Raw genomic sequence first — 24,595 nt, 5'->3', positions numbered from 1 at the left:
CCGGCATGACTACTGTCCAGGTGCCGACGACCACCGAACGCGAAGCCCTCGCCGGGTTCCTGCTGAAGCAGCAGGAGGCCCTGATCGGCAAGGTCGCGGGTGTCTGTGAGGAGGACGCCCGCAAGGCCCCGACGGCGAGCTCGCTCTCGCTGCTCGGCCTGCTCAAGCACGCCGCGCTGTGGGAGCGGCGCTGGTTCCACCTCGTCCTGACGGGCCGGCTGGTCCCGGGGGAGTGGCCGGCCGACGAGTCCGGCGACGGCGAGGAGGACTTCGAGCTCGGTGACGAGGACACCGTCGAGGGCTGGACCGCCCGGTTCCGGGAGAACGCCGCCGTCTCGCGGGAGATCGTCGCGGCCATGGACCTGGACACCCCCTGCGGCTGGCCCCGGCTCGCGCACCGCAACCTGCGCTGGGTCCTGCTGCACATGATCGAGGAGTACGCCCGGCACGCGGGCCACGCCGACATCATCCGCGAGACCCTGGACGGCACCCGCGGCGTCTGAGCCCGTTAGGGTTTCCGGTGGAAGGTGCCGGCCGGGGGAGCCGGGCGGCACGGTCGGGCCGGTACAGGAGATCGCACAGTTGTCCGAGAATCACAACCGGGCGGAGCCCGCCGACAGCCTCCGGGCCGACTGCGGGAGCTGCTTCGGACTCTGCTGCGTCGTGCCGGCCTTCGCCAAGTCCAGTGACTTCGCGGTGAACAAGCCCGCCGGGCAGGCGTGCGCCAACCTCAAGGCCGACTTCCGCTGCGGGATCCACACCCGGCTGCGGGAGAAGGGCTTCCGGGGCTGCACGGTCTACGACTGCTTCGGGGCCGGGCAGAAGGTCTCCCAGGTCACCTTCGCCGGGCAGGACTGGCGGCAGGAACCGAAGTCCGCGCGGCAGATGTTCGCGGTGTTCCCGGTGGTACGGGACCTCCAGGAGCTGCTCAGCTACCTGACCGAGGCGCTGGCGCTGCCGGCCGCCGCCGAGGTGCACGCCGAACTGCGGACGCTGCTGGCGGAGACCGAACGCCTCAGCCTCTCCAGCGCCGAGGATCTGCTGGCCCTGGACGTCCCCGCGCACCGGAGCACCGTCAACGGGCTGCTGCTGCGGGCGAGCGAGCTGGCGCGGGCCGAGGTCCGCGGCCGCAAGCGGGAGCACCGGGGGGCCGACCTGATCGGTGCCAAGCTCAAGGGCGCGGACCTGCGCGGCGCCAACCTGCGGGGCGCCTACCTGATCGGTGCGGACCTGCGCGGCGCCGACCTGCGCAGGGCCGACCTGATCGGTGCCGACACCCGGGGGGCCGACCTGCGCGGAGCGGACCTCACCGGGAGCATCTTCCTGGTCCAGTCCCAGCTGGACGCGGCGCAGGGCGACGCCGCCACGAAGCTGCCGGGATCGCTCACCCGCCCCGCGCACTGGGCGGCTCAGGCCGGGTGACCGGTGCGACTCAGGCCGGGTAGGCGTGGGTCTGGGCCGCCTTGACGGAGGCCCAGACGGAGCTGCCGGGCGCCAGGTCGAGTTCGGCGGCGGCGGCCGGGGTGAGGTCGGCGGCGAGCGGGAGCCCGCCGGTCAGGTCGACCCGGACCTGGTCGCCGTGCAGGTCCAGGCCCGTGACCCGGAGCTCCCAGACGTTGCGGGCGCTGGAGTCCGGGCGGCCGCGGTGCAGCGTCACGGCGGACGGCGGGAAGGCGACGAAGACCGGCCCGGTGAGTTCGTCCGTGGTGGTCAGCACGGGCCCGTCCGCCAGGGTGACGGTCTGTCCGGCGGCCAGGCCCTGGTAGAGGTTGAGGCCGACCAGCCGGGCGATGTAGTCGGTGCGCGGGTGCCGGGCGATCTCGGCGGGCGAGCCGGACTGCACCTGCCGCCCGTCCTCGATCACCACCAGCCGGTCGGCCAGCACCATCGCGTCCAGCGGGTCGTGCGTCACCAGCACCGCCACCGCCTCGAACTCGGCCAGGTGCCGCCGCAGTTGCGCCCGTACGTCCAGCCGGGTGCGGGCGTCCAGCGCGGCCAGCGGCTCGTCGAGCAGCAGCAGCCGGGGGCGGACGGCCAGCGCGCGGGCCAGCGCCACCCGCTGGGCCTGGCCGCCGGAGAGCGCCCCGGGCTTGGCCTGGGCGTGGTCGGCCAGCCCCATCCGTTCCAGCCAGGGCAGCGCCTCGGCCCGCGAAGGCTTCCGGCCGAGGCCCTGGCAGCGCAGGCCGAAGGCGACGTTGTCCAGGGCGCTCAGGTGCGGGAAGAGCAGGTAGTCCTGGAAGACCACGCCGACCGGGCGGTTCTCGGCCGGGGTGTGCAGACCGGCTGCCGGGTCCTCCAGGGTGACGCCGTCGAGCCGCAGGTGACCGGTGGTCAGCGGGATCAGACCGGCGAGGGCGCGCAGCGCGGTGGACTTGCCCGCGCCGTTCGGCCCGAGCAGCGCGATCACCTCGCCGGGGGCGGCGGTCAGCGCGAGGTCGAGCGCGAAGGCGGACCGGTCGACCCGGAGCCGGGCGTCGAGGGCGGGGGTGGTCATGACGGCTCTCCCAGGTACGAGGGCGGGCAGAAGCTCTCCCCTGCGCAGTTCCTGCCCGGCCCTTTCCACTGATGCTGCCTCACGGCGCTGACATCCAGCGCTCACGGAGCCCGGCCAGCACCGCGATCGAGACCGCGAGCAGCACCAGGCTGAGCGCGATCGCCGCCTCCGGGTCGGTCTCCATCGCGAGGTAGACCGCGAGCGGCATGGTCTGGGTCTGCCCGGGGAAGTTCCCGGCGAAGGTGATGGTCGCGCCGAACTCGCCGAGCGCCCGGGCCCAGGCCAGCACGGCGCCGGCCCCGATGCCGGGGGCGATCAGCGGCAGGGTGACCCGGCGGAAGGCGGTCAGCCGGGAGGCGCCGAGGGTGGCGGCGGCCTCCTCGTACCGGGGGTCGGCTGCGCGCAGCGCGCCCTCGACGCTGATCACCAGGAACGGCATCGCGACGAACGCCTCGGCGACCACCACCCCGGAGGTGTGGAACGGGAGGGTGATGCCGAACGCGGAGTCGAGCCAGCGCCCGACGATGCCGTTGCGGCCGAGCACCAGCAGCAGCGCGACGCCGCCGACCACCGGCGGCAGCACCAGCGGCAGGGTGACCAGCGCCCGGACGATCCGGCGGCCGGGGAACTCGGTGCGGGCCAGCAGCCAGGCGAGCGGCACCCCGAGCACCAGTGCGACCCCGGTCGCCGCCGTCGCGCAGACCAGCGAGAGCCGGAGGGCGTCCCACACCTGGGAGCTGGCGAGCTGCCCGGAGAGCGAACTCCACGGCGCCCGGATCAGCAGCCCGGCCAGCGGCAGCACCAGGAAGGCCAGCCCGAGCAGGGCCGGCAGCAGCAGCGCGTACGGGATCCGCCGGGCACGCCGCCGCCGGGCCCGTACGCGTACGGGCCCGGCGGGTTGCGGTCGGTTCACCGTCACGGAGCCTGGAAGCCTGCCGCGGTGAGCACCTGCCCGGCCTCGGGCGAGAGGATGTACGCGGTGAAGGCGGCGGCGCCCGCCGCGTTCGGCGCCTTGGTGAGGGTGGCGATCGGGTAGTCGTTCACGGCCTTGGCGGCCTCGGGGAAGTCCACGCCGTCGATCTTCGCAGCATCGGCCTGCACATCGGTCTTGTAGACCAGCGAGGCGTCGACCTCGCCCAGCTCGACCTTGGTGAGCGCGCCCTTGACGTCCTGCTCCAGGGTGACCGGGGTGAGGTTGACCCCGCCCGCGTTCAGCGCGGTCACGGCGGCGGCGCCGCACGGGACCTGCTTGGCGCACAGGGCGACCTTGAGACCGGCGCCGGCCAGGTCCTTGAGCGAGCTGATGTGCTTGGGGTTGCCCTTGGGGACCGCGATCTCCAGGGTGTTGCGCACGAACACCGTGGAGGTGGTGGCGCCCTTGGCGTCGGTGACGGTCTTCATGGTGGCCGGGCTGGCGGCGGCGAAGACGTCGGCGGGGGCGCCGGAGTTGATGCTCTGGGCCAGCGCGGAGCTGCCGCCGAAGTTGAAGATGACCTTGGTGCCCGGGTTGGCGGCCTCGAACTTCTTGCCGAGCGCGGTGAAGGTGCCCTGGAGCGAGGCGGCCGCGAAGACCGTCACGGTGCCGGAGACCTTCGGGGACGCGGCAGCGGAGGCCGACGACGCGCTGCTGCCTGCCGCGGGCTTCGAGCCGCTGCTGCCGCAGGCGGTGAGGCCGCCGGCCAGAGCGAGTGCGGCGACGGCCGCGACGGCGGTGCGGCGGGTGACGGTGATCATGAGGTGTTCCCCTCCTGCCGCGCCGGGTGAGGCGCGGGGGCTGCGGTACTGAGGTGATCATAATGGCGCAGATGCGGCCGGAAAGTCCGCTGTCTCATCGCACAGGCGAGGGTGTCGGCGGTGCCGTGCCCGCATGTGCGAATCATTAAACCGGCCCGTAGCCGAAAAATCCGGTAGTCAGGGATACCGATGGGCCGACAGAGTGGACCCGGAAAAGAGGCTCCGCCGGCCGGTCCGCGGGTGCCTTCCAGGGTCGCGGGGAAGTCCTGGAAGGCGCCCGGCGGGGTGCCGGCGGAGCCGTCCCGGAAGCAGCGAGGGGGAGAACGTACTCATGTCGACACTGCGAGTCACCGCCGAGCGGCTGACCATCCTGGCGCACCCGAACGCCGACGCTCTGGAGCTGGCCCAGGTCGGCCTGTACCGGGCGGTGGTGCCCAAGGGCGCGTACCGGACCGGCGAGTACGCCGTCTACATCCCGGAGCAGGCCGTCCTGCCGTCCGCACTGATCGAGGAGCTCGGCCTGACCGGGCGGCTGTCCGGGCGCGGGAAGGACCGGGTGAGCGCCGTCCGGCTGCGCGGCGAGCTCTCCCAGGGCATCGTCTGCCGCCCCGGCGCCCTCGCCGGCACGGACCTTGCCGGCGCCGCCGCGGGCGGAGCGGACTTCGCCGCCGCGCTCGGCGTCACCAAGTGGACGCCGCCGGTGCCCACCTCGATGACCGGCACGGTCGAGAGCGCTCCCGACCTGCTGCCGTGGGTGGACGTGGAGAACCTCAAGCGCTTCCCCGACGTCTTCGAGCCGGGCGAGCCGGTGGTCGTCACCGAGAAGGTGCACGGCACCTGCTGCCTGTTCACCTTCCACGCCGACTCCGGAACCGTCCAGGTCTCCTCCAAGGGGATCGGGGCCCAGCACCTGGCGCTGAAGGAGGACGCGACGAACCTCTACTGGCGGGCCGTCCGCGCACACGGCGTCCCGGCCGCCGCCGCCCGGCTGGCCGAGCGGCTCGGCGCGAGCCGGGTCGGCATCTTCGGCGAGGTCTTCGGCGAGGGCGTCCAGGACCTGGGCTACGGGGAGTCCGCGCGCACCGAGCTGCCCGGGTACGCCGTCTTCGACGTCTCGGCCGTCATCGACGGCCGGCTGCACTGGCTGGACGCGGCCGAACTGCTCACCGGCGAGCTGCCGTTGGTGCCACGGCTGTGGAGCGGGCCGTTCGACCAGCAGACCGTCCTGGAACTGGCGGACGGACGGGAGACCGTGTCGGGCCGGGGGCTGCACCTGCGCGAGGGCGTGGTCGTCCGGCCGGTCGTCGAGCGCCGCAGCGAGGTGCTGGGCGGGCGGGCGATCGCCAAGGTGGTCAGCGGGGCGTACCTGACCCGCAAGGGCGGCACCGAGTACGAGTGACACGGCCGGTCCGGGAGAGGCCGGCGGGGAACCGGCGCCGCGGTGACGGCGGCTGCGCCGCGTCCGGTCCGCCGGTTCCCCGTGCCCCGTACGGCGCGCCCGACCTTCGGCGCGCCGTACGGGGTCAGACCTCCAGGTCGGCTTCGATCCGGGCCAGCTGGTGGCGGGCCATCGCCAGATTGGCGCGGCCCTTGTCCAGGGCCAGGTAGAGGAACAGGCCCTTCCCGCTGCGGCTGGTGAGCGGCCTGATCAGGTGGTACTGGTTGGTCAGCGTGATCAGGATGTCCTCGATGCCGTCCTTGAGGCCGAGCATCTCCATCGTGCGCATCTTGGCGCGGACGACGTCGGTGTTGCCCGCGGCGGCCACGCTCAGGTCCAGCCCGCCGGGGCCGTCGACGGTGCCCAGGGCCATGCCGCTGTTGTAGTCCACCAGGGCGGCTCCGATCGCGCCCTCGATGGAGGTCATGGTCGCTCGGAGGGTGTTGTCCACGTCGGTCATGTCGGTCCTCGGTTCCTTCGGATCTGGGAGGTGATCGGTTCTGCGGTGCGGTCGGACGTGCTCCGGGCCGGACGTGCTCCGGGCCGGACGTGTTCTAGGGGTCGGTGGCGGCGGTCACTCCACCTCCTTCGGCCCGAAGGTGCCGTCCAGCAGCGCGCCGATGCGCTCCGCCGAGCGGCGCCCCTCCAGGTGCAGGCGGCCCACGTTGACGGCCGGGTAGGAGAGCACCGTCAGCACGCAGACGGTGCCCGCCGCGTAGGTCGCCACGTAGCCGTGCTCGCCCCGGACCAGCGACTCCTTGAACTCGCCCTGCCCGGTGGCGTCGGCCAGCCGCTGGGCCACGCCGAGGGCGGCTGCCGTGAGCGCGGCCAGCCCCGAGGGTTCGGTGTCGTGGGTGTCGTGGGCCATCAGCAGGCCGTCCACGCTGGCCACCAGGCCGCCCGCCAGGTGCGGCACCCGGTGGCGCAGGGCGCGAAGTTCGGCCAGCAGGTCGGTCTCCAGAGCGATGGGTGGTCTCCTTCCGATGCGCTGCTTCAGCGCCCGCCTCATGACCACGAGAGCTGGGCTGCGGGCGGAGAGGGAGTCACAGTCGGTCCTCCAGTGCGGTGAGGACCCGGGTCAGCAGGGCGACGTCCGGGTCGTGGACGGACAGCGGGTGAACTGCCGCGTGCCGGGGTTGGCGGGGGTGGGCGAGGCTCTCGCCGGGATTCCGGCGCAGCAGCCCGGGTCCGGCCCGGGCCGCCCGGCGCGGTTCGCCCGGCGGCGGCGGAGCGGCGGGGGCGCTCTCGAAGGCCCGGGGCTCCGAAGACCACGGCCCGCGAGACGGCAACCCGGCAGACGGCAACCCGGGAGGTTGCGGCACGGGACGTGGTGGGCGGGTGAGCGGCGGAGCGGGACGCAGCGGTTCGGGAGCCGGGGTCTCGACCAGGCCGCTCGCGGCGAGGCGCCGGATCTCGACCGTGGTGGCGAAGGCGGAGCGGCCCAGCAGCCGGGCGATGTCCGCCGGTGTTCTTCGGCCGTCGGCCAGCTCCAGCAGCCGGCACCGGCGCGGGCCGAGCCGCTGCCGGGCCCGGGGGTCGGCCAGGCCGGGCCGGACGGGTGAGGTGTCGACCTGCGGCCACGGCCAGATCCGCTCCAGCAGGTCCCGGCGGCGTACGGTTTCCCGGCGCAGTGCCCGGGCGCCGACCAGGTTCACCGGGCCGAGCCAGTGCCGGACGCCGGGTTCGAAGACGCCCGTCGTGGTCCGGGCGGTGAGCGTGAAGAACGCCGCGTCGTACAGGGCGTCCAGGTGGCAGAGCTCCAGCTCGCCCCGGGTCAGGTGGCCCCGCTCGACCAGCATCCGCCCGACCCGGTGTTCGGGGCCGTAGGCGCGTACGGTCTGCAGCCAGGTCGCGGGGGAGACCCGGCCGCAGGCGGTGAGGACGGTGGCCAGGCCGGTGGCCAGACCGCTCTCGACGTGGACCACGCGCCCCTCGACGAGGTAGACCGTGCCGCCCGCGCCGCGCAGCGCGCCGGTGGCCCCGGCGGCGGCCAGCCGCTCGACGGTCTCGCCTGGTGCTCCCACCGTGGCGGTCATCCCAGGACCAACTCCTCGGCGAGAGCCTGGAGCCGGAACCGGGCGGAGGCCAGGTTCCCCGCCGCGCGGTCCAGCCACAGGTACAGGACCAGCCTGCTGTCGAAGACGGTGTCGACGAAGCAGAGCAGGTGGTAACTGGCGTTCGCGGTGAGGATGAGGTCCCGCAGCGGTGTGCGCGGGTCCTCCGGATCGGCGAAGGTCGGGCTGTCGGCGGCGGCCCTGGCCAGGTCGGTCACCTCGGCCGCTACCGCCTCGTGGTCCCCGTTCGGGCCGGTGCCGGCCTGCCCGAGGGAGAGTCCGCTGCTCCAGTCGATGAGGCTCACGCCGCGCGCTCCGGCGATCGACATCGCCTCGGACAGGCACTCGTCGATACCTGGCACGCGGGCTCCTTCGGGCAGGGATTCGGGCAGGGAATCGCTACGGCGCGGCGCGCATCACTACGTCCAGTGGCGCATCCGACACGGAAGGCTACTGGCGGTGAGGGTGTGATGAAAATGTCGTAGTCATATTCGATGATCGTTCGACGGTTTCCGGACAGTCGGAGCGCCCCAGGAGCCCGCCGGCGACCCGCCGCTGACCTGTCCGATCGCCAATGTCCCCTGGTAGAAGCCGGGTTGGGACGTTGGCCGAAAAGCATACCGCTCGATTTGCGCCACCGGGGCGGCTCGGTCGTATCCGGACGACCGCCCCCGTATGCGCCCTTATGCGGTGATGATCTGTCAGTTACCTTGGCGCTGGCGCACATCAAGCCCCCGAGCGGCCCGGTCCGACACGGCCCGGCCCGGTCGGGTCCAGCCCAGCTCAGGAGTGATGCCATGCCCACCACCCGGATACCCGGCCCGTCCGGACTGCCCCTGATCGGCTCGATGTTCGAGCTCACCCGGGACCCCCTACGGGCCTGCCTGGACGCGCAGCGCGACTACGGCGACGTGGTGCGCTTCACCGCCGGGCCGCCCGGCCTGCGGGCCGAGTTCTACATGGTGTTCTCGCCGGAGGGGGTGCAGCAGGTCCTGGCCGGTCAGGCGGCCAACTTCCGCAAGGAGAGCGCGCTGTACGAGGAGCTCAGAATCAGCCTCGGCAACGGGCTGCTGACCGCGCAGGACGGCGACTACCAGCGTCAACGGCGCCTGATCCAGCCACTGTTCACCCGCAGGCGGGTGGACGGTTACGCCGGCGCGATCGGCATCGAGTCGCAGGCGCTGGTGGAGCGCTGGTCGGCGGTGCCGGACGGGGTGGTGGACACGGTCGGCGAGATGTCGCGGTTCGCGCTGCGCACGGTGGCCCGGATCCTGTTCGGCACCGACGTGGAGGCGGCGATCGAGGCCGTCCGGACGAGCTTCCCGGTGCTGGGCGAGTACATCATGGACCGGGGCTTCGCGCCGGTGCGGATCCCGCGCCAGTGGCCGACGCCGACCAACCGCCGGGCGCTCACCGCGCAGACCGAGCTCTACCGGGTCTGCGACGAGATCATCGCCAGGCGGCGCGCGCAGGGGGTCGGCGAGGCCGGTACGTCCGACGAGGCGGTGGACCTGCTCGGGCTGCTCGCGGCGGCGCGCGGTGAGCACGGCGAGCAGCTGAACGCGTCCGAACTCCGGGACCAGGTCCTGGTGTTCCTGCTCGCGGGCCACGAGACCACCGCGACCTCGCTGACCTTCGCACTGCACCTGCTGGCCCTGCACCCCGGGCAGCGCGAGCGGGCCCGCGCGGAGGTCGACGCGGTGCTGGCCGACGGGCGCACGCCGGTCGCGGCGGACCTGGAGGCGCTGCCGTACCTGACCCGGGTGCTCAAGGAGGCGATGCGGCTCTATCCGGCGGCCGGGCTGGTCGGGCGGCGTGCGGTCGCCGACTGCGAGATCGACGGGCAGCGGATCCCCGCCGGGGCGGACGTGATCGTCTCGCCGTGGGTGACCCATCGGCACCCCGAGCACTGGGAGAACCCGGCCGACTTCGACCCCGACCGCTTCACCCCCGAGCGGGAGGCGGCCCGGCACCGCTACGCCTGGTATCCGTTCGGTGGCGGACCGCGCGCCTGCATCGGGCAGCACTTCTCGATGCTGGAGTCCGTGCTGTCGTTGGCCGCGCTGCTGCGGGCATTCGACTTCGAGGCGGTCGACACCGAGGTTCCGGTGGGCCAGACCCTCACCCTGCAGGCCGAGGGACCGGTCCGGATCCGCCTGACGAACCGTCAATAATGCATCCACCGTTCACTGTTCATGTGATCCGGCGGCCGGTCCGGGGGTGACCGGCCGGCCCGGCGGCACCTCTTCGACCGGCGCCGTTGCCTCGCCGGACGTCTGTACTCCATCCATCGGACCCCCTGCTGTTACCCGGGCGTCCTCCTGACGTTCGCGTTTCGTCTCTCTGGCCTTGCGCTGGGCCGGATTTGCTGTGCGCCGAGCGAGTGCGTGATCACGTCAGGGTCGATTCGCACATCGCCAGGAGCCCAGCGAGGAGCAGTCGAGATGACCAGCCGGAGCGCACCGTCCCATGACCGGAGACCGGGTACGGGAGGCAGGGCAGGCGTGGCGGCCACCGCGCTGGCCCTGCTGCCCGCCCTGCTCGCGCTCTCCGCCTGCGCGAGTTCGGCGGCCGCGCCGGGCGGGGGCGGCGGCGACTACACGGTGATGACCTGGGCCCCCTCGGCCACCGGCAGCGACGACCGGCCCGGCGTGACCGCGCTGGCCGAGGCGATCGGCCGGGACGTCGACACCAAGGGCGGGATGCACGGCGGCAAGCTGCGGGTCATCACCTGCAACGACCACAACACCGCCGCCGGCGCGACGGCCTGCGTGCGGCAGGCGGTGGACGCCAAGGTGGTCGCGGTGGTCGGCTCCTACAGCCAGTACGCCGACAGCTTCATGCCGGTGCTGGAGTCGGCCGGCATCCCCTACATCGGCGGATACGGCCTCTCCGGGCCGGAGTTCAGCAGTCCGCTCTCCTACCCGGTGGCCGGGGGCACCCCCGCGCTGATCGCCGGCAGCGGACGCCAGCTGGTGGCGGCGGGGTGCCGCAGCGTGGCCGTCATCCGGCCCGACACCCCGGCCGGGGACACGCTGACCACCTACCTGGCGAGCGCGCTGCAGCCGGACGGGGTCGCGATGGTCGACGTCAAGGTCCCGGACAAGACGGCCGACTTCGGCGGCACCGTGAGCAAGGCGGTCAACGGCGACCAGCGCGGCGGCTGCGTGACCAACGCGCTCGGCCCCGAGCAGACCCTGAAGCTGCTCGACGCGTACCGGCAGCTGAACCCCCGGCACACCCTGTTCGGCTCGGTGATCGGCAGCGTCCAGCAGTCCGTGATCGACTCCACCGGCGGGGCCAACGGCCCGCTCAACGGCACCTACGCGACCGGCTGGTACCCGCCGGAGTCGGCCCACGTCTGGGACACGCTGCGGTCCGAGGCCGGCGGCGACCCCCGGATCGTCACCTCCGACCTCGCCGTGCAGACCACCTGGGTCGCCTACCAGGTGCTCATCCAGGCGGCCGACCGGCTGAACTCGGCCGGCAAGCCGCTCACCGCCAAGGACCTGCGCGCGCAGCTGGACAGCGGGGACACCCTCGACACCGGCGGCGTCACCCCCGCGCTGAGCTGGGGCCAGACCGACATGCTGCCCAGTGCGCAGTCGCCGCGGCTGGTCAACACCTGGGTGACCTTCCAGCAGGTCCAGGACGGCAAGCTGGCCCAGCAGCAGAGCGGCTTCGTCGACGTCCGCTGGGTGCTCACCGGCGGGAAGCCGCCGCAGTAGCACCGCCGGGCCCGCGCGCCGGGCCTGCCGGGCCTGCACGCCGGCCCCGCCGGGCGGGCCCGCGCCGACGCGCGGGCCCGACCGGCCATCAGCTCATGGCGGGCCGGGGGTCGTACGCTGAAAATGTGATCACCCACGAGGACCGCAAGCTGCGGACACTGGCCGGCCAGGAGCGCTGGGCGGAGCTGCTCGACGTCTACCGGCGGACCCGGGCGGCCGGTGTCGCCCTCGGCGGCGACGCACACGGGGCGGCCGCGGCGGCGCCGGCCGGCCACCTCATCGCCTACGGCGCGCCGCCCGAGCTGGCGGCCAGGCTCTTCGACCCGGACGGCGCCCCCGGGTCCACGGCAACAGTGGGCGACCACGACGCCGGGCCGCTCTGGGAGGTGCTGGCCACCCGGCACTCCTGGCGCCGGCTGGCCCCGCTGCTCGGCCCGGCACCCGTCCGGCGGCTCGTCGCGCACACCCGGGTGCTGCTCGGCGAGGACCTGCGGCACGACGCGGAGCCCGACCGGGAGGCCGTCCCGCTCGCGCTGGAGCACTGGGAGACGGCGGGCTGGGACGAGCGCAGCCGCGTCCGGGAGTACCTGCGGGACGGCGGCGCGCGCCGGGCCCTGCTTGCGCTGCCCGCCGGACGGGAAGGCCTCGGGCCGGTGGAACTCCCCGCGCCCGGCCGGGTCGCCTCCTCGGGCCAGGAGGCGACCCGGCTGCTCGGCGGCTTCTCGCCGTGGGCGGAGGCGATCTGCGTACGCGGCACCGCCCCGGACGCGGCGGCCCAGCTGGCCTCGGGCCGTCAGGTCACCGGTGGTTTCATCCCGTTCGCCCAGGCCTACCCGGCGCTCGTCCAGGCCGCCTCGGACGACCCGGCGGCCGGCACCGCCCAGGGGCGGCTCGCACTCTGGCGGGTCCTGGCCGCGATGACGGGCGAGCCCCGGGTGGTGGCCCGCGAGATCGAACGCCTGATCGCCCGCCTCCGCTGCTTCACCTGGTCCGACCCGGCCGACGAACTCCACTACCTCCACGCCGCCATCGAGGACCCGGCCACGGGCCTGGCCTGGGCCCTCAGCGGCGGCACCTACGAGACCCTCGCCGGGGGGCTCGTGTGCGACGGGTGAGCCCTTGGGGGCGCGGGGAACTGCGCGACCGGCCCTCTACGGAGGTGCACGGTTGCGCGCGCGGTTCCTCGCGCCCCTGAGGTGGTTGCCCGTGTGCGTGGGGTGGGCCCTTGGGGGCGCGGGGAACTGCGCGACCGGCCCTCTACGGAGGTGCACGGTTGCGCGCGCCGTTCCTCGCGCCTCTGCTGTGGTTGCCCGTGAGCGTCGGGTGGGCCTCAGGCCGAAGGCTCCAACGCGTAGGCGCCCGCAGTGGCAGCCAGCGCCCGTACCGCGTGGGCGACCGAGGCCAGGGTGGCGTGCCGGTGCCAGCCTTCGAAAGAGCGGCCCTTGAACTCGGCGAGCCCGACCTGCTCGCCGACCTCGGCGAAGTCCCGGTCGACCCGGCGGGCGAGCTTGGCGAGCCGGAGCAGCCGTCCGGGCGGGCCGGTCAGGTCGGTGAGCCAGAACTCGGTCGGCCAGCTCCGGATGTCGCTCCACTCGCCCAGCAGGGTGAGTGTCCGGGGGCTGCCGGGCTGCGGGCCGGGCCGGGACGGGCGGTAGGGGCCGGGCAGGGTGGCCGGCCGTGGGCGGGCCGGGGGCCGGTCGGGGCCCCGGCCGCGCGGCAGCCGGACCTGGACGGCGGCGGCCAGCGTGGTGCGGGCCGTCTCCTCGACCGGGTCCCACCACTGGACCGGCCGCCGCAGGGTCCGGGCCGCGACCCCGCCCAGCAGCTGCTGCGCGGTGATCTCCTGCCCGGAGCGGTCCGGCAGGGTCGGATCGGCCCCGCTGAGCGGCGTTCCGCCCGGGATCCGGGCCAGGAAGGGCACTCCGGTCGCCGAGCAGGCCGTCATCACGGCGGCCGACTCCTCGGATCCCAGCTCCAGCACCACGGGCCGCGCGGTGAGCCCCCAGCCGTCCAGCACCTCGGTCAGCACCCGGCCCGCGCACTGTCCCGGCGTGATCGTCCCCCAGCGCTCGGGGATCTTCGCCCGGTTCCGCCGGACGCGGTCCTCCAGCCAGTCGGCGGGGAGGTGGAGGCTCCAGTTGAACGGGACGGACAGCTGTCGTGAGGCGGCCCAGAGTCCGTACGCCCGCTGGCTGTTGACGATCCGTCCGGAGTCGGGGTCGACCCGGCGGGTCACGCCGACGCTGTGCTCCCCGTCCTTGCGGACGACCATCGGACGCAGGACCCAGGCCGGCGGCGCGAGCACCCGCTCCAGGTGCCGGGCGAGCGCCTCCCGGACGGGCCGCCAGTCCCAGGTGGAGGAGCTGATGAAGTGGTGCATGCTCTGGCCCCGGGCCTCGGGGCCCAGGTGCAGCGCGATGTTGCGCATCGACTTGGTGCCTTCGGTGAGCAGCAGGCCCCGGGCGTACAGCTCGCCCTTGGCCCGCTGGTCGCTGCGCTGCATCGAGGCGAGCACCAGGTCGCAGAGGGTGCCCAGCGAGTCGCCGAGGTCGCCGAGGGCGTCGGTAGGCAGCGGGTGGCCGGGGCGTACCAGACCTGCGCTCATGGGAGGGTCCCACCTTCTTCTCGGGGTCTGACAGGGCGTTGGTGCGGAGGGGACGACCCCGGATCCTTCGGGAGGTGCCTAAAGGCCGTACGGCGTGCTCTCGGCCGGGCCGGTGGTGCCGGTGGGGAGGCCGAGCAGCAGGAGGACCGCGTTGGCGGTGCTCTGGTGGACGGAGGGCGGGACGGCCGGGTCCGACCAGCCGCCCGGCAGCGGCATCGGGAGCGGGACGGTGTCGACCTCGGTGTCGTACGGGCCGTCGTACGGGCCGTCGGACGGGCCGCCGTTCGGGTGCGGGTCCGGGTCCGCCAGCAGGATCAGCCGGCCGCCCTTGCAGGCGGTCGCCAGCAGTTCCAGCAGGGCCGCGCGCTGCCGGCCGGCGCCGGTGGCCGCGGCCTCCGGCGGTTGCGGCGGGAGGAGGTCGACCACCAGGTCGAGCGGGCCGAGGTCCTGCGCGATGTCGGACAGCAGCTTGTCCACGTCGGCGGGGTCGTCCAGGTCGACCTGGTACGGCAGGGCGGTGAGCCCGAGCCCGGTGAGCTCCTTGCTGAGGTAGGCGGCGCTCCCGCCGTCCGAGACGGTCACGACGGCCACGTTGACTCCGGCCGCCGAGAGGCGGGTGCTGACGATCCGTCCGGGCCCGGTCGCGCCGTCCATGACGAGTGCGGTGAGGGTGGTGGGGGGTGGGGTGGCGGACACAGGTGGTGCTCCGATCGGGTGTGGCCGTCGTGGAGTGCGGACGGCGGCGCGTCCTGGCGGGTGGTCCGGGTGGTCCGTATCCGGTCCGGCGGGTCGGCCGGCGCTTCGGTGCGGTCGCCGCCATGGGCATGTCCGAGGGGGGTCATGGCGGTGCTCCTTGGCTGCCGGGCCTGGTCGGAGGAGGGGCCCAGGGCTCTCACGGGCCGGTTAGCGGCTCCGAGGGCTTCTACTGACAAGGGAACCACTGCGGATCGCGGGTGTCCGCCTCCGGGAGAGCCAGGAAGCTGCCGCGCAGACTCCTGCCAAACATCGGGAAAGCGAACCGCTGACGTACGTTCGAGGCGGACCGAAATGTTCGATTTTTGGTGGTCACCCGTGTGTCCCACGCCGCTAAGGTGAGTGTCTGCACAGTGGCGTTCGCGGAACCGAGGGGATTCCAGATGTCCGAGGGTGCCGACCTTGACCAGAGATCGCTCGCCGTCTACCGCGCGGTCCTGTTGCACAGGGAGGCGGATCCCGCGGCTCTGGCCAAGCGGCTGAACCTGCCGGAGGAGCAGGTGAGCGAGACGCTGTCGCTGCTGATCGAGCTGTCCCTGCTGGCGCCCTCCTGGGAGCAGCCGGGACGGTTACGCGCGGTCAGCCCCACGCTCGGTCTGGAGGTCCTGCTCCAGCGCGAGCAGCAGGAACTGGCGCAGCGTCAGCACCGGATCGAGCAGAACCGGGCCGCGCTCGCCTCCCTGGCCGCCGAGTACGCGGCACAGGGTCAGGCCGGCGGCCTGGACGACTCGGAGCTGGTCAGCGGACTCGACCAGATCCGGACCCGCCTGGAGGCGCTGGCCGAGAGCTGCGTGCACGAGTCGCTGGCCTTCCACCCCGACGGCGCCCTCCCGGAGGAGTCCATCAAGGCCGGACGGCCATTGAACGAACGGGCGTTGGCCAAGGGAGCGCGCTTTCGGACCGTCTACCTGGACAGCATCGCGCGGGACCGGACGACCCGGGAGTACGCGAAGTGGATGGCGGAGCGGGGCAGTGAGATCCGCACCTCGCCGACGCTGCCGATGCGGCTGCTGGTCGTCGACGGGACGACCGCGGTGGTGGCCGGTCCTCGGCACGCCGAGCAGCCGACCGCGCTGATCCTGCACAGTCTGGTGGTGGTGCAGGCGATGCGGGCGCTGTTCGAGGCCTACTGGGAGCACGCGACGCCGATGGGGCAGCCGGTGGTTCCGGTGGCCGGTGGTCTCACTCCGCAGGAGCGGGAGCTGTTGAGGCTGCTCGCCTCCGGGCTCACCGACGAGGCGGTGGCGCGCGCGCTGGGGATCGGGGTGCGGACCGAGCGGCGCATCGTCGCGGAGCTGATGGAGCGCCTGGACGCGTCGAGCCGGTTCGAGGCCGGCGTGAAAGCAGCTCGGCTGAACTGGATTTGATCCATTGCCCGGCTGGGTGTCCGCCGTGAGGCAGCCGGTGATTTCCTGTGACACCACGTCAATGTCATCGACACGAAAGTCGGTGGCCGGGGGTGGCCGGTGCCGATCCGCGTCCTGCCGCCGAAAGGCGGGTCGTGCAATCGACGTACCGAGCGCCCTGTTATGCGGCAGGGGGCGGCGGGGTGGTCGTGGAGCCGCTCCCGCTGCCGGGCCAGACGAAGTCGGCGGGGGTCAGCCGGGTCTGCGCGGCGGCGGGCGCGGGTGCCGGAGTGGGGGCCGGGGTGGGGGTCGGGGCGAGGCCCGGCCAGACGAAGTCCGCAGGTGCGGCGGCGGGCCAGACGAAGTCGCCGGGGGCGGCGGCCGGGGCCGGGTGCACCGTGGCCGGTCTCGCTCCGGCGCCGGCCAGGCCGAGGTGCAGCGCTGCGGCGAGTGCGGCGGCGGTGAGGACATTGGCGGTTGCGGCGGTCAGGACGGTGCGCCGGGAAAAGGACATCGGAGAACTCCAAGTCGGCTGTGAAGAGCAGGATTTAGCAGGACTCAAGATTGCTTCGAGCGATGCTCCGCTGTTGAAACAAGGACACCATCGAGGACTCCGTCATGTCCCTATCCGGAGCGGCCAGGAAGCTGCCTCGCAGACTCCTGCCAAGACGGGAAGGAAGAACGCTTTGCCATGCCTGTCGGAAGTGGGGCGCCGAGTGGACGGCCGGGAGAACGGAAACGTCGTGTACTGCGGAATTCCGCCGGGCAAAGCTTTTTATGCACAAGGCCGTTGGGGCACAACGGCCGTGCGAATACCCACCGCCCGCCCGGCGGTGATCCGGACGGCGAAAAGCCCGGGCCCGGAGGCCGCCGTCCTGTGACGCGGCTCCCGGGCCCGGGCTTGCGGAGGTGTTTCAGAGCGAGGTCTTCTCCAGCCCGGGAGCCTCGGGCTGGGCGGGGAGGCCGGTCTCCGGTGTGCTCCCGGCGGGTGAGTTCTCGTCGAACGGGGCCTGGCCGGAGAGGACTCGGTGCATCCGCTGGTGGTCGAGCTCCTTCGTCCAGTGGCCGATCAGCACGGTGGCCACCGCGTTCCCGGCGAAGTTGGTCAGTGCGCGGGCCTCCGACATGAAGCGGTCGATGCCGACGATCAGGCCCACCCCGTCGACCAGTTCGGGCCGGTGCGACTGGAGGCCGCCCGCCAGGGTGGCCAGACCCGCGCCGGTGACCCCGGCGGCGCCCTTGCTGGCGATCACCATGAAGACGAGCAGCGAGAGCTGCTGGCCGAGCGACATCGGCCGGTCCATCGCCTGCGAGATGAAGATCGAGGACATCGTCAGGTAGATGGCCGTCCCGTCGAGGTTGAAGCTGTACCCGGTCGGGACGGTGATGCCGACCACCGGGCGGCTCACGCCCAGGTGCTCCATCTTGGCGATCAGGCGCGGCAGCGCGCTCTCCGAGGACGAGGTGGACAGGATCAGCAGGAACTCCCGCCCGAGGTAGCGCAGCAGCGCGAACACGTTCACCCCGGCCACCAGCCGCAGCAGCGCACCGAGCACCACGACGACGAACAGCGCGCAGGTCAGGTAGAAGCCGAGCATGATGACGCCGAGGCTCTTCAGCGCGGCCGTCCCGGTCGCGCCGACCACCGCCGCCATCGCGCCGAAGGCGCCGACCGGCGCCACCCACATGATCATCGACATGATCCGGAACACCAGCCGCTGGAGGTGCTCGACACCGCGCAGCACGGGCGCCCCGGCCGGGCCCAGCGCCTGCAGCGCGAAGCCGGCCAGCAGCGCGACCAGCAGGGTCTGCAGCACCTTGCCGTCGGTGAGGGCGGAGAACGCGGTGGTGGGGATGGTGCCGAGCAGGAAGTCCGCCGTCCCCTGCGAGCCGCCCGCGACCTGGGCGTGGCCGGACTTGGCGAGCGCCTGGGTGAGGTGCAGGCCGGAGCCGGGCTCGATCAGGTTGCCGACCGCCAGGCCGAGACCGAGTGCGACGGTGGACATCAGCAGGAAGTAGCCGAGCGCGAGCCCGCCGACCCGGCCGACCTTGGCGGCTTTGGAGACCGAGCCGATCCCGAGCACGATGGTGCAGAAGATCACCGGGCTGATCATCATCTTGATCAGGTTGACGAAGCCCGTCCCGACCGGCTTCAGCCCGACGGCGAAGCCGGGCGCGGCGAGCCCGACCACGATGCCCGCGACGACCGCCGCGAGCACGGCGAGGTAGAGGCGGTGGGTGCGGTCCGGTCCGGCCCGGCCCGGTGCTGGGATCGTCGTCATGCTGCGGCTCCTTCGGCTCCTGGCGGCCCCGGGGGGAGGGCCGATCCGACTATGGGCGGCGCAGTGACGGCCGTCACGTTTGCGTTCATAGAGTTCACGTCCGGCGGATCGGCCGCCCCGGGGGAGGCCCGGCCGGACGGGCATACTGGCTGGCATGACCCCGAACCTCCCGCCGCGCCGACGCCTGGGCGGCCTCGCGGGCCGGCTGTTCGCGGTGCAGATCGTGATCGTGGCCGCCGTGGTCGCGGGCGGCGCGGTCTTCGCGTACCTGTTCGCCGCCGACCGGGCCGAGGACTCCGCCGTCCGGCAGGTCACCGCCACCGCCCGGGCCGTCGCCGACTCCCCGGCCGTCCGGGAGGCCGCCGCCGGGCCCGACCCGTCGGCGGTGCTCCAGCCCTACGCGGAGCAGGTCCGCCGGGACACCGGGGTCGCCTTCGTCACCGTCATGGACACCCGCGGCGTGCGCTGGACGCACCCCGACCCGGCGCAGATCGGCAAGCCCTTCCTCGGGCACATCGACCGGGCGCTCGCGGGGCAGACCTTCCCCGAGACGTACACGGGCACGCTCGGCCCGTCCGTCCGGGTGGTCACGCCGGTGTTCGACGGGCAGCGGCACGTGGTCGCGCTGGTCAGCGCCGGGATCAAGGTGGAGTCGATCAGCGCCGGGCTGCGGCTCCAACTGCTCGAACTGGCCGGTGTCGCGCTCGCCGCGCTGGCGCTGGGCGGCTTCGCCAGCTACCTGGTGGGCGCCCGGCTGCGGCGGCACACCCACGGCATGGGCGCGGCCGAGCTGAGCCACCTGTACGACTACCACCAGGCGACGCTGCACTCGGTGCGCGAGGGGCTGGTGCTGCTCGACCAGCGGCAGCGGGTGCTGCTCTGCAACGACGCGGCACGCGAACTCCTCGGCCTCCCGGACGAGTCGGTGGGTCTGCCGGTGGCCGGCCTCGGCCTGCCCGAGGCGCTCGCCCGCGCCCTGACGGATCCGGAGCCGGTGCGGGACGAGCTGCACCTCACCGCCGAACGGGTGGTGGTACTCAACACCTCGGCGGTCGGCGCGGGCCTCGGCACCGTGGTCACCCTCCGGGATCACACCGAACTCCAGTCGCTGTCCGGCGAGTTGGACTCCGTACGCGGCTTCGCCGACGCGCTCGGCGCCCAGGCGCACGAAGCCGCGAACCGGCTGCACGCGGTGGTCTCGCTGATCGAACTCGGCCGCCACCGCGAGGCGGTGGAGTTCGCCACCGCCGAACTCGCCCTCGCCCAACAACTCACCGACCGGGTGGTCGCGGCGGTCGCCGAACCGGTGCTCGCCGCCCTCCTGCTCGGCAAGGCCGCCCAGGCGGCGGAGCGCGGCGTCGAGCTCACCCTCACCGAGGACAGCCGGATCGACGACGGCGTCCTGCCGCCCGGACTGACCCCGCGCGACCTGGTCACCCTGCTCGGCAACCTGGTCGACAACGCGGTGGACGCCGCCGTCGAGGGCACCGCCACTCGCTCCGGTCCGCCCGAGGTGACGGTCACAGCGCGGGTGGACGGCGGCGAACTGCTGCTCCAGGTCGCCGACACCGGACCGGGCATCGACCCGGACGCCGTGTCCGAGGTTTTCGTCCGGGGCTGGAGCACCAAGAGCAGCGGCCGTGGCCTCGGCCTGGCCCTGGTCGCCCAGACCGCCCGCCGCAACGGCGGCACCGTCGAGGTCGGCCGGGAGCGTGGCGCGGTGCTGACCGTCCGGCTCCCGCTGCAGCGGGAGCCGGCCCGGTGAACGACATCGACGTCCTGGTGGTCGAGGACGACCCCGTGGCGGCCGCCGCGCACGCCCTCTATGTGGAGCGCACCCCGGGCTTCCGGGTGGCCGGTACGGCGCACAGTTGTGCCGAGGCGCTGCGGCTGCTGGAACGCGCCCGGGCAGCCGGTACCCCCGTCGGCCTGACCCTGCTGGACCTGCACCTCCCGGACGGCCACGGCCTACAGCTCTGCCGCACCCTGCGGGCGGCCGGTCACGGGACGGACATCATCGCCGTCACCTCGGCCCGCGAACTGGCGACGGTGCGGCAGGCCGTCTCGGCGGGCGTGGTCCAGTACCTGCTGAAGCCCTTCAGCAGCGCCTCCCTGCGCGACCGCCTCGACCGGTACGCCCGCTACCGGGACACCCTCGCCCGCACGGGCGAGGCCACCGGCCAGGACGAGGTCGACCAGGCCTTCGCCGTCCTGCGCACCCCCGACCGCACCGCCCTCCCGAAGGGCCTGAGCGCCGAGACCCTGGACACCGTCGCCGCCGTCCTGCGCGCCGCCGCCGACGGCCTCTCCTCCGCCGGAGCCGCCACCGCCGCCGGCGTCTCCCGCATCACCGCCCGCCGCTACCTCGAACACCTCGTCGACACCGGCCTCGCCCTCCGCGAACCCCGCTACGGCCAGGTAGGCCGCCCGGAACTCCACTACCGCTGGCGCCCACCCGCCAGATAGCCAACCCGCTCAGCCACGGCCAGGGCTCCGCCCTGGGCACTCGCTCAGCCACCGCCAGGGGCGCGAGGAACTGCGCGAAACCGGAAGAGTGCAGACCGTTGCCTCCCGCCCTCGCGCAGTTCCCCGCGCCCCCGGTTTATGGCTGATCGCGCGCTCAAGGCGGAGTCATGTCCGTGGCTGAACGAGCGCACTACACCGCCCGCTGCTTGCGGTAGTGCCGCGCAGCCCGCGCACGGTTGCCGCAGGCAGGCCCGCACCACTCCTGTCGCGGATGCTCCCGGACGAAGAACTGGGTGCAGCCGGGGGCGTGGCAGGCCCGCAGCTCAGGGCGGAGTGAGCCGCCGAGGACGGCGATGGCGTCGCGGGCGAGGGCTGCGAGGGCGGAGTCGGTGTAGCCGCCGCCGGTCCGCTCGACGACCGCGTACGTGTCGCCGGAGACCGTGAGTTCGGGCCAGCTCGGGACGGTCGCGGCCGCCGCGTTCAGTACCGCGATGTCCTCCGGGGCCGGCGCCTGTCCTTCGGTGGCCGTCCGCAGCACCGAGCGGACGGCCGCGCGCAGCCCCAGGAAGGCCGCCACCTCGCGTTCCCCGATGGAAGCCGCGCCAGGCTCGAGCCCCAGTGCCAGGGACTCGGCCGCGAGCCAGCCGCTCAGCTCCTCCGGGGTGCCGATGCCCTCCCGGAGTTGGCCGCGTACCGAGTACCGCGTGTTGGCGAACTTGATCGACGGTGACTCGCCGCGTACGGCCGCACCGCCCGTCGTCTGCTGGTGATCACGCTCCACCTGGTCACGCTCCCCTCGGTCTCCCATTTTTCTCATGGTACGACACCCTTGTAACCGTGAGAATAGCGTGTCATTCTCTAACGGTTCCAGGTGGGTTCAACCATAAGAAAAGAGCGAGAGATGACCGTGACCACGGCCGAATCCGACCAGCCCGCAGCCGACCGGGCGGAGCTCCCGCCGCCGCAGAGCCTGTGGCGGCACGGTGACTTCCTGACGTTCTGGTTCGGCGAGACGGTCTCCCTGTTCGGCACGCAGGTCACCGCCCTCGCGCTGCCGTTGACCGCCGTGTCGGTCTTCGACGCCGGCCCGCAGGAGGTCGGCCTGCTGCGCTTCCTGCAACTCGTCCCGTACCCGGTCCTCGGCCTGCTGTTCGGCGTCTGGGTCGACCGGCTGCGGCGGCGGCCGCTGCTGATCGCCGCGAACCTGACCCGGATGGTCCTGATCGGGCTGATCCCCGTCCTGCACGCGCTGCACCACCTGTCGATGGGCCTGCTGCTCGTGCTCGCCGCCGCCATCGGCAGCGCGTCGGTGCTGTTCGACGTGAGCTGGATGTCCTTCGTGCCGACCGTGGTGCGGGACCCGAGGCTCTACGTCGAGGCCAACCAGAAGCTCGGCGTGACCTCCTCCACGGCGGACGTCGCCGGGCCGGGCCTCGCGGGCCTGCTGATCGGCGTCGTGTCCGCGCCCACCGCGCTGGCCGTCGACGCGTTCTCGTACCTGGCGTCCCTGGTGACGCTGATCCGGGTGCGGACGCCGGAGCCGCGCCCTGCACCGACGGGCGCCCGGCGCCGTCTCGGTGCCGAACTGCGCGAGGGCCTGCGCTGGGTGTTCGGCCACCGGGTGCTGCGCCCGCTCGCGCTGATCGCGCCGCTCTGCAACTTCTCGCTGGTCATCGTCTGGACGGTCTTCCTGCTCCACGCCGTGCGCGCCGAGCACCTGAGCCCGGCGCTGATCGGCGTCGTCTTCTCGGCCTCCTCGGTCGGCGGGCTGGCGGGCGGCCTGCTGTCCGGCCGGGTTGTGAAGCGCTTCCCGCTGGGCCGGGCCTACGCTTTCTCCATGTCGGCGATCTTCCTCGGTCCGCTGCTGATCCTGTCGGCGCACGGCCCCAGGCCGGTGGTGGTGGCGATGTCCACCGCCTCGTTCTTCCTCAGTTACGCGGGTCTCGGCGTCGCCGGGGTGATCATGGTCAGCCTGCGCCAGACCTGCACCCCGCCGTCGCTGACCGGCCGGATGAACGCCGCCTTCCGCACGATGCTGTTCGGCGGCGGCGCGCTGGGCGGCCTGACCGGCGGGCTGCTGGTGGGCGCCGTCGGGCTGCACCAGGCGCTGGTCGTGGTGGCCGTCGGATCGGCCGCGGTCGTCGGCCTGCTCGCCCTCTCCCCGGTCAGTAGGCTGCGCGGCCTCCCGGAGCCGGCGGTGGCGCCCGCACCCGCTGAAGGGCGGGCCTGACATGCGAGTTGCGGAACTCTGGCGGTTCCCGGTCAAGTCCCTGGGCGGCGAGCGGCTCGACACCGCCGAGCTGACCGAGGACGGCGTGGCCGGCGACCGGCTGATCCACGTGCGCCGCCCGGGCGGAGTCCTGACCGGGCGGACCAGGCACGGCCTGCTCGGACTCGCCGCGAGCACCTCGCCGGACGGCCGGACCCTCGTCGACGGCCGCCCCTGGGACGACCCCCGGACGCTGGCCGAGGTCCGCGCGGTGGCCGGCCCGGATGCCGGACTGGCGCCCTACGCGGGCCCCGAGCGCTTCGACGTCCTGCCGCTGATGGTCGCCACCGACGGCGCGGTCGCGACGCTGGGCCACGACGGGCGGCGGCTGCGGCCCAACCTCGTGATCGGCGACGTCGACGGCCTCGCCGAACGGTCCTGGCCCGGCCGGGCGTTGCGGATCGGCGAGGCGCTGATCGGCGTGGAGTCCTTGCGCGGCCGCTGCATCGTCACCACCGTCGACCCGGACACCGGCGAGCAGAACCTCGACGTGCTGCGCCGCATCATCCGCGAGTTCGACGGCACCTTCGCCCTCAACTGCTGGGTCGCCCAGGGAGGTTCGATCCGCGTCGGCGACCCGGTGGAACTGGTCGACGAGCCCCTGCCCAGGCCGCCACGCGGCGGCTGGATCCTCGGCCGGCCCTACCTCGTCCCGTGACCCGGGCGCCGCAGGCGGCCTACCGGGAGGTCCGCTCCGCCACCGCGAGATAGCGGTCGTCGCCGTCCTCGTAACGCGTGAGCCGCCAGCCTGCGGCGGCGAGCAGCGGGCGGAGGCCCGGTTCGGCGCGGAGGTCGTCCGGGGTGAGCTCGCGGCCGTGGCGGGCGGCGAGGGCGGCGCGGCCGATGGGGTGGAAGAGGGCGAGCAGGCCGCCGGGGCGGGTGGCGCGGGCGAGTTCGCGGAGATTGGCGGGCGGGTCGGGGAGGTGGGAGACCAGGCCGGCGCCGAAGACCGCGTCCAGTGCGCCGTCGGGGAGCGGCAGGCGGCCGACGTCGGCCAGGACGAGTGCGGCGTCCGCGCGGTGCGCGGCGGCCCGCCGGAGCATCTCGGGCGTCAGGTCGAGGCCGAGCACCGTCCCGCCGGGGCCGACGGCGGCCCGCAGCAGCGGCAGCGCACGCCCCGTCCCGCAGCCCGCGTCGAGGACGAACGCGCCCTGGGCGAGTCCGAGTTCGGCGATGGCGGCGGCGTAGCGCGGGCTGTCGTCCGGGAACTTGGTGTCCCAGGTGGCCGCTCGCGCGGCGAAGAACTCACGGGTGCGGGCGAGTTCGTCCTCGTACGTCATCGGCTGGCTCCTCGGTCTCCCGCTCCCGGCGTCTCCCGGGCAGCGTACGTGACCTCGGGGGCGGTCGGGTCGTTGGGTAGCCGGGGACCGGTCGCCCGGTCGGGTGAAATTCCGGGGCCGGAGCGCGGTGGGCTGCCATCGGAGGA

24 protein-coding genes are annotated in these 24,595 nt (G+C 73.5%); 11 read left to right on the top strand and 13 right to left on the bottom strand.

The features are described 5' to 3' along the window. Positions 1 to 5 precede the first annotated feature (5 nt). Both ABD330_RS06600 and ABD330_RS06595 read left to right on the top strand, forming a co-directional pair. The gene (locus tag ABD330_RS06600) at positions 6 to 503 is read left to right on the top strand and encodes a DinB family protein (RefSeq protein ID WP_344461751.1); all 498 of its coding nucleotides are present in this window, start codon (positions 6 to 8) and stop codon (positions 501 to 503) included. A gap of 79 nt (positions 504 to 582) precedes the next feature. Then, positions 583 to 1,422, top strand: coding sequence for a pentapeptide repeat-containing protein (locus tag ABD330_RS06595; protein WP_344461749.1), 840 nt, complete (start codon positions 583 to 585; stop codon positions 1,420 to 1,422). A 10-nt stretch (positions 1,423 to 1,432) separates the two neighbouring features. Here ABD330_RS06595 and ABD330_RS06590 read toward each other — a convergent pair whose 3' ends face one another. From ABD330_RS06590 to modA, 3 genes are all read right to left on the bottom strand, one after another. Further along, positions 1,433 to 2,494, bottom strand: a complete 1,062-nt coding sequence (locus ABD330_RS06590) for an ABC transporter ATP-binding protein (protein WP_344461747.1) — start codon at positions 2,492 to 2,494, stop codon at positions 1,433 to 1,435. 79 nt (positions 2,495 to 2,573) lie between these two features. Beyond that, the gene (locus tag ABD330_RS06585; protein ID WP_425555466.1) at positions 2,574 to 3,413 is read right to left on the bottom strand and encodes an ABC transporter permease; all 840 of its coding nucleotides are present in this window, start codon (positions 3,411 to 3,413) and stop codon (positions 2,574 to 2,576) included. Next, on the bottom strand, positions 3,410 to 4,228 hold the full coding sequence (modA, locus tag ABD330_RS06580) for a molybdate ABC transporter substrate-binding protein (protein WP_344461743.1): 819 nt from the start codon (positions 4,226 to 4,228) through the stop codon (positions 3,410 to 3,412). Before modA ends, ABD330_RS06585 begins: the two co-directional genes overlap by 4 nt. Positions 4,229 to 4,559: 331 nt before the next feature. On the opposite strand from modA, the gene ABD330_RS06575 reads away from it, so the two are divergent. Then, the gene (locus tag ABD330_RS06575) at positions 4,560 to 5,627 is read left to right on the top strand and encodes an RNA ligase (ATP) (RefSeq protein WP_344461741.1); all 1,068 of its coding nucleotides are present in this window, start codon (positions 4,560 to 4,562) and stop codon (positions 5,625 to 5,627) included. Between the two features lie 124 nt (positions 5,628 to 5,751). Here ABD330_RS06575 and ABD330_RS06570 read toward each other — a convergent pair whose 3' ends face one another. From ABD330_RS06570 to ABD330_RS06555, 4 genes are all read right to left on the bottom strand, one after another. Next, complete coding sequence (locus ABD330_RS06570) at positions 5,752 to 6,126, bottom strand: hypothetical protein (protein ID WP_344461739.1); 375 nt, start codon at positions 6,124 to 6,126, stop codon at positions 5,752 to 5,754. Positions 6,127 to 6,240: 114 nt separating this feature from the next. Then, positions 6,241 to 6,675, bottom strand: a complete 435-nt coding sequence (locus tag ABD330_RS06565) for a roadblock/LC7 domain-containing protein (protein WP_344461737.1) — start codon at positions 6,673 to 6,675, stop codon at positions 6,241 to 6,243. Between the two features lie 34 nt (positions 6,676 to 6,709). Next, positions 6,710 to 7,702 (bottom strand): DUF4388 domain-containing protein, encoded by a 993-nt coding sequence (locus tag ABD330_RS06560; protein WP_344461735.1) that lies wholly within the window; start codon positions 7,700 to 7,702, stop codon positions 6,710 to 6,712. After that, on the bottom strand, positions 7,699 to 8,082 hold the full coding sequence (locus tag ABD330_RS06555; RefSeq protein WP_344461733.1) for a hypothetical protein: 384 nt from the start codon (positions 8,080 to 8,082) through the stop codon (positions 7,699 to 7,701). The genes ABD330_RS06560 and ABD330_RS06555 overlap by 4 nt, the downstream gene beginning before the upstream one ends. Before the next feature lie 435 nt (positions 8,083 to 8,517). On the opposite strand from ABD330_RS06555, the gene ABD330_RS06550 reads away from it, so the two are divergent. The 3 genes from ABD330_RS06550 (at position 8,518) to ABD330_RS06540 (ending at position 12,563) form a co-directional block, all read left to right on the top strand. Continuing rightward, positions 8,518 to 9,894, top strand: a complete 1,377-nt coding sequence (locus ABD330_RS06550; RefSeq protein ID WP_344461731.1) for a cytochrome P450 — start codon at positions 8,518 to 8,520, stop codon at positions 9,892 to 9,894. A 330-nt stretch (positions 9,895 to 10,224) separates the two neighbouring features. After that, entirely contained in the window at positions 10,225 to 11,448 is a 1,224-nt protein-coding gene (locus ABD330_RS06545; protein WP_344461729.1) for an ABC transporter substrate-binding protein, read from the top strand. 125 nt (positions 11,449 to 11,573) lie between these two features. After that, entirely contained in the window at positions 11,574 to 12,563 is a 990-nt protein-coding gene (locus tag ABD330_RS06540; RefSeq protein WP_344461727.1) for a hypothetical protein, read from the top strand. Positions 12,564 to 12,778: 215 nt separating this feature from the next. On the opposite strand, the gene ABD330_RS06535 is transcribed toward ABD330_RS06540, so the two are convergent. Together ABD330_RS06535 and ABD330_RS06530 are read right to left on the bottom strand one after the other, a co-directional pair. Beyond that, the gene (locus ABD330_RS06535) at positions 12,779 to 14,053 is read right to left on the bottom strand and encodes an IS701 family transposase (RefSeq protein ID WP_344461725.1); all 1,275 of its coding nucleotides are present in this window, start codon (positions 14,051 to 14,053) and stop codon (positions 12,779 to 12,781) included. A gap of 78 nt (positions 14,054 to 14,131) precedes the next feature. Continuing rightward, complete coding sequence (locus tag ABD330_RS06530; RefSeq protein ID WP_344461723.1) at positions 14,132 to 14,749, bottom strand: SDR family NAD(P)-dependent oxidoreductase; 618 nt, start codon at positions 14,747 to 14,749, stop codon at positions 14,132 to 14,134. A gap of 440 nt (positions 14,750 to 15,189) precedes the next feature. On the opposite strand from ABD330_RS06530, the gene ABD330_RS06525 reads away from it, so the two are divergent. After that, entirely contained in the window at positions 15,190 to 16,173 is a 984-nt protein-coding gene (locus tag ABD330_RS06525) for a LuxR C-terminal-related transcriptional regulator (RefSeq protein WP_344461721.1), read from the top strand. A 160-nt stretch (positions 16,174 to 16,333) separates the two neighbouring features. Here the strand turns inward: ABD330_RS06525 and ABD330_RS06520 are convergent, their stop codons facing one another. Together ABD330_RS06520 and ABD330_RS06515 are read right to left on the bottom strand one after the other, a co-directional pair. Further along, on the bottom strand, positions 16,334 to 16,666 hold the full coding sequence (locus tag ABD330_RS06520; RefSeq protein ID WP_344461719.1) for a hypothetical protein: 333 nt from the start codon (positions 16,664 to 16,666) through the stop codon (positions 16,334 to 16,336). A 400-nt stretch (positions 16,667 to 17,066) separates the two neighbouring features. Next, positions 17,067 to 18,434 (bottom strand): cation:dicarboxylate symporter family transporter, encoded by a 1,368-nt coding sequence (locus tag ABD330_RS06515; RefSeq protein ID WP_344461717.1) that lies wholly within the window; start codon positions 18,432 to 18,434, stop codon positions 17,067 to 17,069. Between the two features lie 154 nt (positions 18,435 to 18,588). Here ABD330_RS06515 and ABD330_RS06510 point away from each other — a divergent pair, with 154 nt between their 5' ends. After that, entirely contained in the window at positions 18,589 to 20,199 is a 1,611-nt protein-coding gene (locus ABD330_RS06510) for a sensor histidine kinase (RefSeq protein ID WP_344461715.1), read from the top strand. Next, complete coding sequence (locus tag ABD330_RS06505; RefSeq protein ID WP_344461713.1) at positions 20,196 to 20,900, top strand: response regulator; 705 nt, start codon at positions 20,196 to 20,198, stop codon at positions 20,898 to 20,900. Before ABD330_RS06510 ends, ABD330_RS06505 begins: the two co-directional genes overlap by 4 nt. 190 nt (positions 20,901 to 21,090) lie before the next feature. On the opposite strand, the gene ABD330_RS06500 is transcribed toward ABD330_RS06505, so the two are convergent. Beyond that, positions 21,091 to 21,708, bottom strand: a complete 618-nt coding sequence (locus ABD330_RS06500; RefSeq protein WP_344461711.1) for a CGNR zinc finger domain-containing protein — start codon at positions 21,706 to 21,708, stop codon at positions 21,091 to 21,093. Positions 21,709 to 21,801: 93 nt separating this feature from the next. Between ABD330_RS06500 and ABD330_RS06495 the strand changes: the two genes are divergently transcribed. After that, complete coding sequence (locus ABD330_RS06495) at positions 21,802 to 23,130, top strand: MFS transporter (protein WP_344461709.1); 1,329 nt, start codon at positions 21,802 to 21,804, stop codon at positions 23,128 to 23,130. 1 nt (position 23,131) lies between these two features. Next, positions 23,132 to 23,827 carry an MOSC domain-containing protein gene (locus ABD330_RS06490; protein WP_344461707.1) on the top strand — a complete coding sequence of 232 codons (696 nt, stop codon included), beginning with the start codon at positions 23,132 to 23,134 and terminating at the stop codon, positions 23,825 to 23,827. 19 nt (positions 23,828 to 23,846) lie between these two features. Here the strand turns inward: ABD330_RS06490 and ABD330_RS06485 are convergent, their stop codons facing one another. Further along, complete coding sequence (locus ABD330_RS06485) at positions 23,847 to 24,449, bottom strand: class I SAM-dependent methyltransferase (protein WP_344461705.1); 603 nt, start codon at positions 24,447 to 24,449, stop codon at positions 23,847 to 23,849. Positions 24,450 to 24,595 lie beyond the last annotated feature (146 nt).

The organism is Kitasatospora kazusensis (assembly GCF_039529945.1).
GTDB lineage: Bacteria > Actinomycetota > Actinomycetes > Streptomycetales > Streptomycetaceae > Kitasatospora > Kitasatospora kazusensis.
The sequence above is the reverse complement of the archived record's forward strand: the minus strand, read 5'-3'. Positions and strand labels throughout refer to the sequence as shown.